The sequence below is a fragment of the Pseudonocardia sp. NPDC049635 genome (assembly GCF_040659795.1).
Taxonomy (GTDB): Bacteria; Actinomycetota; Actinomycetes; order Mycobacteriales; family Pseudonocardiaceae; genus Pseudonocardia.
The window spans coordinates 374,437-387,268 of the sequence record NZ_JBFAON010000003.1; the positions used below are offsets into that span (position 1 = coordinate 374,437).

6 protein-coding genes and 1 rRNA gene are annotated in these 12,832 nt (G+C 73.0%); all 7 read right to left on the reverse strand.

All coding sequences use genetic code 11. From position 1 onward, the window contains the following. Nucleotides 1–7: 7 nt before the first annotated feature. Nucleotides 8–655, reverse strand: coding sequence for a hypothetical protein (locus AB0J24_RS06580; protein WP_358676407.1), 648 nt, complete (start codon nt 653–655; stop codon nt 8–10). After that, the gene (locus AB0J24_RS06585; protein WP_358676410.1) at nt 652–1,077 is read right to left on the reverse strand and encodes an acyl-CoA thioesterase; all 426 of its coding nucleotides are present in this window, start codon (nt 1,075–1,077) and stop codon (nt 652–654) included. Before AB0J24_RS06585 ends, AB0J24_RS06580 begins: the two co-directional genes overlap by 4 nt. Nucleotides 1,078–1,098: 21 nt before the next feature. Next, nucleotides 1,099–5,925, reverse strand: coding sequence for an NAD-glutamate dehydrogenase (locus AB0J24_RS06590; protein WP_358676413.1), 4,827 nt, complete (start codon nt 5,923–5,925; stop codon nt 1,099–1,101). A gap of 120 nt (nt 5,926–6,045) precedes the next feature. Continuing rightward, the gene (locus AB0J24_RS06595; RefSeq protein WP_358676416.1) at nt 6,046–10,065 is read right to left on the reverse strand and encodes a hypothetical protein; all 4,020 of its coding nucleotides are present in this window, start codon (nt 10,063–10,065) and stop codon (nt 6,046–6,048) included. Nucleotides 10,066–10,166: 101 nt separating this feature from the next. Further along, nucleotides 10,167–11,843, reverse strand: a complete 1,677-nt coding sequence (gene ettA, locus AB0J24_RS06600) for an energy-dependent translational throttle protein EttA (protein WP_358676419.1) — start codon at nt 11,841–11,843, stop codon at nt 10,167–10,169. A gap of 25 nt (nt 11,844–11,868) precedes the next feature. Continuing rightward, nucleotides 11,869–12,435 carry a single-stranded DNA-binding protein gene (gene ssb / locus AB0J24_RS06605; RefSeq protein WP_358676422.1) on the reverse strand — a complete coding sequence of 189 codons (567 nt, stop codon included), beginning with the start codon at nt 12,433–12,435 and terminating at the stop codon, nt 11,869–11,871. A 308-nt stretch (nt 12,436–12,743) separates the two neighbouring features. Further along, nucleotides 12,744–12,832, reverse strand: a 5S ribosomal RNA gene (rrf, locus tag AB0J24_RS06610); the annotation flags it as partial.

The following is a 12,832-nucleotide window of genomic DNA, read 5'->3' on the forward strand; positions in this document are numbered from 1 at the left end:
TCGCGGATCAGGAGGTGACCATCAGCGGAAGCGTCACCACACGGCGCCGGACGACGGCCCCGTAGCGGGCGTCCAGCCGCACCCAGGACCCGGACGCCGACACCCGCACCCGCGGGCCCTCCCCGACGCCACCCGGGCCGGCCCCCAGGAAACCCATCCCGGACATCGCGAACAGCACCCGCATCGGCACCGTCACCGGCCGACCCGGTTGTGGGGGCGACACCGTCAGTACCGTCTGGTCCAGCAACGACGCCGGTGGACCCATCGGCCCGGCGTGCTCGCGGGCCAACGCCAGCCCGCGCTCGGCTAGCCCGTCCAGCTCGTCGGCGGGGACGTCGTCGACCAGCGTCCAGCCGTCCTCGGGCGGGAGCTCGTCGAACCAGGCGGCCGCCGGACCGGGGTCGATCGCGTCCGCCCGATCCACCGCCAGGGCGGTGAGCAGCGACGACGCGTGCGCCGTCACCGAAGCGGCACCGTCCAGGGTGCCCGTAACCGACCGGGTGACGAGCACGTCGAACGGGGTTCGCGCCCACGCCGTCACCCGCTCCCCGGAGGCGGTCAACCGGATCGCCGCGGCTTCGTCGAGGCGCGCCACCCGCGCGGTGAACGCGCCCAGGTCGTCCCGTTCGGTGGCGTCGGCCAGCCGCAGGATCACGAGACGTCCCCCAGGTGCCGCTTCAGGTAGTCACGTTCACCGTCGGTGAGCCGACGCGGTCGTTCGGCGAGAAGATCGTAGAGCGCCATCCGCGTCCACGCGGTCACCGCGACCGGATCGTCCGGACCCGAGCCGTCCCGCAACAGGTAGTCCAGGGTGAACGAGGCCGCCCGCAGATCCCGCACGGTGATCTCCACCCGCAACGGGTCGGCCCGCCACGGCAGCTGCCGCTTGTACTCGACGTGCAGCCCCGCGACCAGGAGCCCGGAGGCGAAGCCGGTCAGCCCTTCCTCACCGGCACCGGTGAAGGCCAGCGCGACGCGGGCCTCCTCGATCAGCGTGACGATCCGGGCATGGTTGACGTGCCGGTAGGCGTCCTGGTCGGTCCAGCGGAGCGGGACCTGCGCGACGAAAGCGGACATGCGCCCGAGTGTCCCCGACCGCTACCGGGCCAGACCACGCAGCTGGCGCGAGATCACCGACAGCGTGGCGAGATCCAGCGAGGCGGACGCCCCGATCTCCTCCAGCGCGGTGCGGGCCCGGGCCAGCTTCGAGGCGTTCGCCTGCTCCCATGCCGCCACGGCCTCGGTGACGCCGGTTCCCGGCGGGGTCTCCCGCAGGGCGTCCAACGTGATCGAGCGCAGCGAACCGTACAGGTCGTCGCGCAGCGCGAGCCGGGCCAGGGCGTGCCACCGGTCACCGCGGTCGAGCCGGCTGACCGCGGTCAGCGCCTGGTCGACCCCGAGGTGCTCGGACAGTGCGTAGTACAGCCGGGCGACCTCCGCGGCCGGGCGGGGTTCCTTCTCCCGGTCGGACAGCTCGACGAGCTCGACGACGTCGAGCAGGCCGTAGGCGTACAACGACAGCGCGGCCGGTTCGACGAGTTCCTCCGGCACCCCGGAGGCCCGGAGCGCCTCCGCCCGCTCCCGTACGGCCTCGAGCTCGCGGCCCTGCAGCAGCTCGGGAAGCTGCTCGCGCAGCTCCGCGATCGCGTCGGCGAACCGGCTGATCTCGGCGCCGACGGCGAGCGGCTGGGGCCGGTTGGTGAGGAACCAGCGCGACACCCGGTCCAGCAGCCTGCGGGACTCCAGCACGACGGCGTCGGCCACCGACACCGGGACGTCCGCCGTCCGGACCATCTCCCACAGCTCGGTCAGGGCGAACACCCGGGTGGTGACGGCCCAGGCCCGCACCACGTCGCCCGGCCCGGCCGCGAGCTCCTCACCCAGCCGGAACGCGTAGCTGATCCCGGCGCCGTCGACCATCTGGTTCACCAGGCGGGTGCCGATGATCTCCCGGCGCAGCGGATGGTTCCGGATGGCGTGGTCGAACCGTTCGCGCAGGGGCTCCGGGAAGTAGGCGGGCAGCGTCGCCGCGAACGCGGGCCGGTCCGGCAGGTCGGTCTGCAGCAGCCGGTCGGTCAGGTCGAGCTTGGTGTGCGCGAGCAGGGTCGCCAGCTCGGGGCTGGTCAGACCCGCACCGTCGGCGGCGAGACCGTCGAACCCGGCCGGGCTGGGCAGGACCTCCAGCGCACGGTCGAGGCCGGTCCGCTCCTCCAGGTCGGCGACCATCCGGCCGTGCACCCCGACCATCGCGGCGGCATGCGCCCGGGCGACACCGAGGACGGCGTTCTGCGCGATGTTGTCGGCGAGCACCAGTTCGGCGACCTCGTCGGTCATCGACTCCAGCAGCGCGTTGCGCTCCGGCACGTCCAGCGTGCCCTCCGCGACCGGCCGGTCGAGCAGGATCTTGATGTTGACCTCGTGGTCGGAGCAGTCGACGCCTGCCGAGTTGTCGATGGCGTCGGTGTTGATCCGGCCACCGGCCCTGGCGAACTCGATGCGTCCGCGCTGAGTGAGGCCGAGGTTGCCACCCTCACCGACGACATGTACCCGCAGGTCCCGGCCGTCGACCCGGATGAGGTCGTTCGCCTTGTCGCCGACCTCGGCGTTGGACTCGTCGGACGCCTTCACGTAGGTACCGATGCCGCCGTTCCACAGCAGGTCGGCGGGGGCGAGCAGGATCGCGTGGATGAGCTCCGGCGGTGAGAGCCGGGTGACGCCGTCGGGCAGGCCGAGCGCGGCGCGCATCTCCGGGCCGACGGGTACGGACTTCGCGGTGCGCGGCCACACCCCGCCCCCGGCGCTGATCAGGGAACGGTCGTAGTCCGCCCAGGACGACCGGGGCAGCTCGAAGAGCCTGCGGCGCTCGGCATAGGAGGTCGCGGCGTCCGGGTCGGGATCGACGAACACGTGCCGGTGGTCGAAGGCGGCGAGCAGACGGATGTGCCGGGACAGCAGCATCCCGTTGCCGAACACGTCGCCGGACATGTCTCCGATGCCGACGACGGTGAACTCCTCGGTCTGGGTGTCCAGGCCGCGCTCGGCGAAGTGCCGCTTCACCGACTCCCACGCGCCGCGCGCGGTAATGCCCATGGCCTTGTGGTCGTAGCCGACCGAGCCCCCGGAGGCGAACGCGTCACCGAGCCAGAAGCCGTACGACGCGGCGACCGAGTTCGCCAGGTCGGAGAAGGTCGCGGTGCCCTTGTCGGCGGCGACGACCAGGTAGGAGTCGTCACCGTCGTGCCGCACGACCTCCGGTGGCGGGAGCGTCTCGGTGCTCCCGTCCGGCCTGGTCAGCAGGTTGTCGGTGACGTCGAGCAGGCCGGAGATGAAGGTGGTGTAGCAGTCCCGGACGTGCTCGGGCGACGGTGACGGCGTCCGCACGACGAACCCGCCCTTCGCGCCGACCGGTACGATCACCGCGTTCTTCACGGCCTGCGCCTTCACCAGCCCGAGGATCTCGGTGCGGTAGTCCTGCTGGCGGTCGGAGAACCGCAACCCGCCACGGGCGACGGCCCCGAAGCGCAGGTGCACACCCTCCACCCCCGGCGCGTAGACGAAGATCTCGTACCGCGGACGAGGCGCCGGCATGTCCGGGACGGCGGCCGGGTCGATCTTGAACGAGAAGAACGACCTGCCCCGGAACCAGTTGGTCCGCAGCGTCGCCTCGATCACGGCGAGCAGGCCGCGCAGGATGCGGTCCGCGTCGAGACCGCTGACCTGGTCGATCAGGGTGGTCACGTGCTCCAGCGCGCGGGCGTGGGCGGCTTCGCGCTCGACCGGGTCGGCACGGGCCGGGTCGAACCTGGCCCGGAACAGGGTGATCAGCGCCTGTGCCACGTCCGGGTGCGCGACCAGGACGTTCGCCGTGTACTGCAGGGTGAAGCGGGAGCCGACCTGGCGGGTGTAGCGGCTGTAGGCACGCAGCACGGCGGCCTCGCGCCAGTGCAGTCCTGCGCGCAGCACGAGCGCCGAGAACCGGTCGGACTCCGCGTCGCCGCGCCACGCGGCCGCGAACGCCTCCTCGAACCGCGCCCCCGCGTCCTCCACGGCGACGGTCGGCGTGGCGGGCGCGCCGGAGGGTTCCGGTGCGCGGACACCGAAGTCGTAGAGCCAGCAGGCTCGCCCGCCGGGAAGGGTGAACTCGTAGGGCCGCTCGTCGACGACGTCGACGTCGAGCTGCTGCAGCAGCGGCAGCATCCGGGTCAGGGTCGCCGAGGAGTCCCGCAGGTAGAGCCCGAACCGGATCTCCTGGTTCGCGCCGCGGTAGAGGCGCAGATCGAACGCCTCGCCGGTGCCGTCGTGCCCGCGACCGGCCCCGTCGTCGGCCGCGCCGAGTCGCATCACCCGGCGCAGGTCCTCGACGGCGTGCCGCGGGTCGACCCCGGCCTTGTACGACTCGGGGACCCCCGCGAGCAGCGGCCGGGCGGCCGCGCCCGCGTCACCGAGGGCGCCGACCAGCAGATCGTCCCAGGTCCGGGTGGCCTCGGCGACCTCGTCCTGCAGCCGGGCGAGATCCGGGGCGGCCGGTTCGGCCTCCGGGTCGGTGGTGATGGTCAGGTGCAGCATCGCCAGCTCGGCGTCGCCGACCTGCGCGGTGTAGGTGGTGTCGGTGCCGCCGAGCCTGCTGCGCAGGATCTCGGTGATCCGCAGCCGGGTGTCGGTCGTGTAGCGGTCCCGGGGCAGGTAGACAAGACAGGTCAGGAACCGGCGGTACGGGTCGGGATGCACGAACAGCCGCACCGCGCGCCGGGCGCTCGCCTCCAGCACACCGACGCCGGTGTCGTGCAACCTCTGCTCCGACGAGGCGAACAGCTCGGCCCGGGGCAGCACCGAGAAGACCTCGAGCATCTGCTGCCCGGAGTAGGAGTCGGCCGGGAAGCCGGCGCGCCGGATCGCCCCCCGGACCCGACGGGCGACGACCGGGATGTCCAGCACGGACTCGTGCCGGGCGGACACGGTGAGCATGCCGAGGAAACGGTGCTCACCGGTGACCGTGCCGTCGGCGACGCGGGTCCGGACGCCGACGTAGTAGGGGTGGACCGCCCGCAGCACCCGGCTGCGCTCCCCGGCCCGGGTGATCAGCAGCAGCCCGGCCGGGTCGTCGGCCCCGGTCTCCTCCGGGAGGAACGCATTGACGCCGGCGTCGCCCGGGCGCAGCACGCCGAGACCGGTCTCGGTGTCGGGCTGCAGCCGCCCGTCGCGGCGCGAGTAGTGCCGGTATCCGATGAACACGAAGTGGTCGTCGACCAACCAGCGGAGCAGGTCGGCGACCTCGGCGGGGTGGACGTCGTCCGACGGGTCGGACGCCGTGACGCTCCGGGCACCCGTGAGGTCGTCGGCCAGGACGCGTGCCCGCAGCGTCATCGCGGCCGTGTCGTCGACGATCTGCCGGACGTCGGACAGCGTCTGCTGCAGCTCGGCGCGCAGCCCGTCCGGATCGAGGCCGCCCTCGGCGGTCACGTCGAGGTGCATCCACGACTCGGCGAGCGCGTCACCGGGCCGGTCGGGATCGGCGTCGGTGTCGACACCGGTCAACGTGCCCGTCGCATCACGGTGGACGACGAGGATCGGGTGCACGACCCGGCGCACCGTGCCGCCCGCCCGCCCGACACCGGCGAGCACCGATTCGACGAGGTAGGGCATGTCGTCGGTGACGATGTCGACCGTCGTCGCGCCGCCCCCGGTGGGCACGACCCGGACGACTGCCCGGCCCGGCTCCCGGCGCGCGGCGAGCGTGAGGTGGGCGTCGACGACCGAGGCCGGGCCCGGTAGCCCTGCCGCCTCGGGCCCCTCCGCCTGCGGTGTGTGCCGGGCGTAGAAGCGGACCAGCTCCGCGGCGGCGCTGCTGCCCGGCCGCAGTTCACCGCCCGCTCGCGCGCCGAGATCGGCTGTGTCTCCGGTGTCGCCCGTCGTCCCGCTGCTCACGTCCCACTCCGGCCCCGCGCGTGTGCTGACGGTCGTCACCCTATCCCGCGAGGGCGACGTTCCCGGGTGCTCCGCAGAATCCCGGAACCGAGGCGCGCCGACGCGTTCGCGCAGGCCGGATCAGATCTCGCGGTACGCGGCCAGGGCGCCGGCCAGGAGATCGGCCATGCTCATGTTCTCGGGGATCTCGGCCGGATCGCCGGACGTGGCCGAACCGGCGTCGGGCGGTGACGTCGCGGTGGACGGTGTGCGCCCACCGGTGGGCGCCACGTCCGGGCCGCCGCTGTCGCCTCGCGGCGGCTTCGCCGGCCCCTCCGGCTCGGCGGCGTCCGGCACCGGGCGCTCGCCCTCCGGGTCCGCACCACCACCGGTGGTCGCACCACCACCGGTGGTCGCACCGGCGCGAAGCCCACCGGCATCCGGGGTCACACCGGCGCCCGGGGTCACACCGCCGCCTGTCGCCGAGACGGTCGCGGACAGGTCCGCCGTGCCCCGCCGGGAGAACACCCGCGCGCGACACGCATCCGGGCCGTCCACCGCCTCCGGAGCCTCCCGTTCCGGGCCCTGCGACATCTCCGGAGCTGCCGGGGAGTTCACGGCGTCGAAGAGGTCGGCGTCACCCACATCGGGATCGTCGGTCACCAGGTCACCGAACAGCCCCCGGCCGCCGGAGCGGTCTTCCGACCACGCCGCCCGGTACACCTCGCGGGTACGTGCCCGCACGGCCGCGTCGGACACCGGTTCGGGATCCGGCACCTCCGGCACCGCCTCCGTCGCCGGTTCCGGTGCCGACCCGGCTGCGGTGGTGCGGACCGTCCACACGTCGTCATGACCTGCGGTGTCACCCGGCAGCGCGAACGGGCGTGTGCCACCCGGCCCTGCGGTGGTTTCGATCGCCGACGAGTCGGCGGCCGGTTCGCCGGCGGCCCGACGGGGACGGCCGTTCCGCTTCGGGAGCGTGCCCGGACCGCTGCTCGGCAACACCGACGACCAGGAGACCGGCAACCCCGCCCGGCCCGCGGAGGTCTCCGGTTCGGCCTCGGGTCCGTCGCGGCCGACCGGTGTCGCCCCGGACAGGTCGATGTGCGCCCGGACCGCCTCGGCGAGCCGCCGATCCGACACCGCAGCGGTGCCGGAACCGGCGGTGCCGCCCGCACCGGTCGGCCTGTCCGCATCACCGGCACCGTCCGGGAAGGCCGTGGCATCCTCCCGGACGGCCGTGGCGCCGTCTCGGGCCGCGGGCGCTACGGCAGCCGCGTCGTCGTCCACGGTGCGTTCTTCGGCGTTCCTCACCTGGTCCCCGGGGGCCGACCGGGACTCCGTCGTCCTCCGACGGCCCCCGCTGCCCGGCCGGACGGTGACGCCGGCCGCGAGCAACGGCGCCACGTCACCGTCCGCGGCGCGACGGCGCCCGCCGCGTTCCTTCTCCGCGAGAACGGGGGTCAGGTCGAGTGGTCTCGCCATCGCCGGCCCCACCGGGGGCACCGGACGCTCGTTCTGCTCACCGGGCCCGGAGTCACCCGTGGCCGACGCGGCGGGCCCCACCCCCGGTGCCCGCCGGTGGTCCGCGCCGGGTACCCCGGCCGGACCCTCGACCGGAACGGGCGTGTCCGGTCCGCGCAGTGCGCGGACCACCTCGTCGCCCTCGATCCCGTGCGGGCCGAGGGCCCGCAGGCGCATCGCCGCTCCCCGGGGCAGGCCCCCCTGCGGGACACGATCGGCGAGGTGTGTCGCGAGCGACCGCGCCCACAGCAGGACCGTCACCCGGTCGGCGTCCGGGAGTGTGATCCTCACGGTCGCCCCGTCGATGCTGGCCGAACCCGAGGGCGGTACCAGCCGCCGGGACCGGACCGCGATCTCGTGCAACGTGCCGGTCGTCTGCCCGTCGGGCACCACGACGCCCTCTGCGTCCACGATGTCGACCAGGATGGAGCGTTCCACCGCCGGCACGTGCACGGTTGCGGCGTGGGCGTCCGCCGCGCTACTGCCCGAGGTACCACTGGGGGAAGCGGCCCGGCCGGACCCGACGACCGACTTCCGTACGGGTCCGCGGCCTCGGCCGTTGGCACGCAGCTCGGCGACGAGTTCGTCGGCGAGGGGCGTGCCGCCCTGCACCGCGCCCGACCCGTCGGCAGGGCCGCGATCGTCACCGTCCGCGGCCGCACCGAAGTCCTCGACAGCCCGGTGGAAGACCCCTGCGATCGAACCGTTGACGCGGCCGTCGCTGCCCGGGTTCCCTGCCCCGGCCTCCGCGACGCCGAAACCCTCGCGGTCGAGGCGCCCACGGTCCGGGCCACCGCTGTCCAGCCCGCCGCTGCCCGTCGGGGCCGTGTCGGAGGCATCACCGTCCGGCGCCCCCCTGGCCGGCGAGTCTCCGTGCGGCGCGTCCTTGCCCGAGGTGTCTCGGTGCGGCGCTTCCTGCTCCGGCGCGTCCCTGCCCGACGCGTCTCTGTCCGAGGCACCCCTGTCCGAGGCGCCCCGGTTCGCGACGCGACCGTGCCGGTCGCCCGTATCCAGGGCACCGATGTCCGGGACGCGACCGCCCGGACTGGCCCCGCCCGGCCCGGTGCCCCCAGCCCCCACGCCGTCCGGAACGGAACCGCCCGGCCCGGCCGAAGCCGACCGAGCCGTGTCCCGGTCCGGTGAGCGACCGTCCCCACCGGGTGTTCGGGACAGCGGAGACCGCCCGGAACCGTTCCTCGGGGCCGGCACCGACTCCGCTGGGTCGCCGCCCTCGAGCAGGCCGGACACACCGAGCGGATCCGCAGGATCGATCCCCGGCCGCCCAGCCCGTGCTCGCCGTCCGGGCGCCGCCGTGTCGGTGGGCACTTCCTGCCCGGCCGCCGTCCGGGCCCGGTCCGGGCGCTCCTGCGCTCGGTCCGTGCCGTCGGTCGCGGTCCCGGGGTCGTCGTCCCACGCGTGTTCGGCGACGATCCGGGACCAGGCGGGGTCGCCGGACACAGGACGATCACGAACACGACCCTCGTCGGCCACCGGACCCGTCCCGTTCACCGACGCCGGTCGCCGGGACGCGGCGCGGTGCGGGACCGCGCCGGGCAGTGGTAGCACCGCTGCCACCGCGTGACGGAACCGGCGACCGCGGGCCCGGTCGAGCCGATCGGCCTCGGCGGCCCCGCGCACCGCTTCGAGTGCCTCGCGATACCGGCCCGCGCTCTCGTGCAACTCGGACTGTGCGTTCCGGCAGGCCGCCACGAGCGCGGGCACCCCGGCCGCGGCGGCCCCGGCCGCGGCCTCGGCGAGGGCACGGGCGGCGTGATCGGCACGGCCGGCCTCCGCGCGTGCGAGCGTCAGCCGCAGTAGCACGCCCTGTCGACCGGCGTCGGTGACGTCTCGCTGCGCGGCGGCCGCCTGCACCGCCGCCGCCGGCACACGGCCCGCATCGAGCAACGCCGTGATCCACTGGCTGAGCAGCGCAGCAGCAAGATGCGCCGACAACGGACGCGCCTCGGGCCGGGCGGGCGTCCAGCCGAGCTGCGCGAGTCCACGCAGCGCACAGTCCACGGCACGGTCGTGTTCCCGGCAGGCCCGGTGGACCGAACCCACGACGAGCTCGGCGAACGCCGACGGCTCTCCACCGAACTCGGCGGCGCAGGCCTCCGTCGCGGCCCGGAGCCGGTCGAGATCGGCGTCGGCCGGGTCCGCGAGCGCGCAGCGCACCTCGACGGCGAGCCGATCGAGACGCAGCAGGCCGGGCTCCTCACCGGGGGCGTCATCGGGCAGTCCGGCGACCAACGCCCGGGCGCTGTCCCATTCACCGTCCGCCTGGGCGACGGCGGCCAACCCCACCCGCAACCGGCGCGCCTCCGGCCGGGACAGCAGCCCGGCTCCGGGAGGCACCGCCGGCACCGCGGGCACGGCGTCGTCGGGGGCGCCGACACCGGTCAGCCCGCCCAGTACCGCTGTCGCCACGTCCCGTGCGTCACCACCGGCCGACAACCCGTCGAGCAGCCAACCCGCCGCCTGCGCCCAGTGCGGATCGTCACCGTCCGCCACGGCGCGGACGCACGCCTGAGCAGCGAGCTCCGCGGTCAGCAGCGGGCGCTGCCAGCGCAGAGCCGCTGCCGTCCGCAGCTCGACGCTCGCCGTACCACCGACACGATTTCCCAGGTCGGACGTCACATCGCCTCCCGTGGACACCACCGGCCGGATTGCACGTGCAGCACCGTTGCGTCCGCTCTGTCCAGATCGGACCCGCGAGATGCGGTCCGGTGGCGTAGCGCTCAGTCGCGAGTGAGCTTACGGTGCGTGACGCGATGCGGTCGCGCCGCCTCCGCGCCGAGCCGCTCGATCTTGTTCTTCTCGTACGCCTCGAAGTTGCCCTCGAACCAGAACCAGGCGGCCGGGTTCTCGTCGGTCCCCTCCCACGCGAGAATGTGGGTGCACACGCGGTCGAGGAACCACCGGTCGTGCGAGATCACCACGGCACACCCCGGGAACTGCTCCAGCGCGTTCTCCAGCGAGCCGAGGGTCTCGACATCCAGGTCGTTGGTCGGCTCGTCGAGCAGGATCAGGTTCCCACCCTGCTTGAGTGTCAACGCCAGGTTGAGACGGTTCCGCTCACCGCCAGACAGCACCCCGGCCGGCTTCTGCTGGTCGGGTCCCTTGAACCCGAACGCCGCCACGTAGGCGCGCGAGGGCATCTCGACGTTGCCCACCTGAATGAAGTCCAGCCCGTCGGAGACGACCTGGAACACCGTCTTGCCCGGGTCGATGCCCCCCCGGTTCTGATCGACGTAGGACAGCTTGACCGTCTCGCCGATCTTCACCTCGCCCGAGTCCGGCTTCTCCAGACCGACGATCGTCTTGAACAGCGTGGTCTTCCCGACGCCGTTCGGGCCGATCACGCCGACGATGCCGTTCCGCGGGAGGGTGAAGGACAGGTCCTTGATCAGCTGCCGGCCGTCGAAACCCTTGTCCAGGTGGGAGACCTCGACGACCTGGTTACCCAGTCGCGGTCCCGGCGGGATCTGGATCTCCTCGAAGTCCAGCTTGCGGTGGCGATCGGCCTCGGCCGCCATCTCGTCGTAGCGGTCGAGCCGCGAGCGGCTCTTCGCCTGCCGCGCCTTCGGGTTGGAGCGGACCCAGGCCAGCTCCTCCTTCAGCCGCTTCTGCAGCTTCGCGTCCTTCTTGCCCTGGACGGCGAGCCGCTCCGCCTTCTTCTCGAGGTAGGTGGAGTAGTTGCCCTCGTACGGGAAGGTCCGGCCCCGATCGAGCTCGAGGATCCAGCCGGCCACGTTGTCCAGGAAGTAGCGGTCGTGCGTGACCGCCAGCACAGCCCCGGGGTAGGTGGCGAGGAACTGCTCCAGCCAGAGCACGCTCTCGGCGTCGAGGTGGTTGGTGGGCTCGTCGAGCAGGAGCAGGTCAGGGCTGGACAGCAGCAGCTTGCACAGCGCGACACGACGGCGCTCACCACCGGAGAGATGCGCGACCTCGGCGTCGGGCGGCGGGCACCGCAGCGCATCCATCGCCTGCTCCAGCTGGGAGTCGAGCTCCCAGGCGTCGGCGTGGTCGAGCTCTTCCTGGAGCTTGCCCATCTCCTCCATCAGCTCGTCGGTGTAGTTGGTCGCCATCTCCTCGGCGATCGCGTTGTACCGGTCGAGCTTGACCTTGATGTCGCCGAGCCCCTCCTCGACGTTGCCGAGAACGGTCTTCTCCTCGTTGAGAGGCGGCTCCTGCTGCAGGATCCCGACGGTAGCTCCCGGCTTGAGCATCGCATCACCGTTGTTCGGGTGCTCCAGCCCAGCCATGATCTTGAGGACGGTCGATTTCCCGGCCCCGTTCGGGCCCACCACGCCGATCTTCGCTCCCGGCAAGAAGCTGATCGACGCGTTCTCCAGGATGACCTTGTCACCGTGCGCCTTGCGCACGTTCCGCATCGTGTAAATCAGGTCCGCCACGACACCGATGGTAGTTCGGTCGCATTCAGCCCTCGGAGGCCGGTGCGGTCGCCGGCTGCTTCTGCCGGGCGCGGTCGACGACGCCCTGCCCTTCAGCGCCCTCCCCGTCCACGTCGAAGGGCTCATCGATCTCATCGGTCTCGTCGGCGGGCGGCTCGTCGCCGACCGACTCCCATCCCGGTCGTGGGTGCTCCCGGTGATCGTCCACCGCGGCGGCGCGTTCCGGCCCAGGAGCACGGGGTGGCACGAGCGCCGCAGAGTGCTTGAGATCGAACCCCACGCTGTGTGCCTCGATGCAGAGCGTGCGCCGCAGCTCGCCCTCCCGGCCCACCCACTCGTCCATGTACATACGGCCGACGACGATGACCGGATGCCCCTTCCCCAGCGTGCTGGCGACATGTTCGGCCAGGCCCCGCCAGCACGTCACTCGATAATAGGTTCTCGACACGTCGCGCCATTCCCTGGTTGCAAGGTCGAGCCGGCGGTAATTCTCCGCGACCGTCAGTTCCACGACGGCGACACCCGTCGGCGTGTATCGCAACTCGGGCTTGCGGGTCAGATTTCCGATGACGGTGATGCGGTTGGCGGGCACTGGATCCTCCTGGGCCGATGTTTCGGTGTCCCGTTGAGGATCTCGTCCCGGGGGCCGTCCGAGGGGGCCGCCATCTCGACTGTGGATGGGTTCCGCTGCTGTGGACAGTTCGGCGTCGACCGCCGCGAGCGCGGCCGGTCTGTCGGAGCAATGTGCTGCGACCCCGGTCGCGGGCGCCCCTGCCCGCCCACGGCCACGGCCACGGCCACGGCCACGGCCACGGGCGATCGCGTCTGCGCGTCGTGCGGACCCCGGAACGCAGGAATGCCCCGAACCGAAAGGTTCGGGGCATCCCCATACACGTTGAATGTCGGCAGCGACCTACTCTCCCACACCCTGTCGAGTGCAGTACCATCGGCGCGGAAAGGCTTAGCTACCGGGTTCGGAATGGGACCGG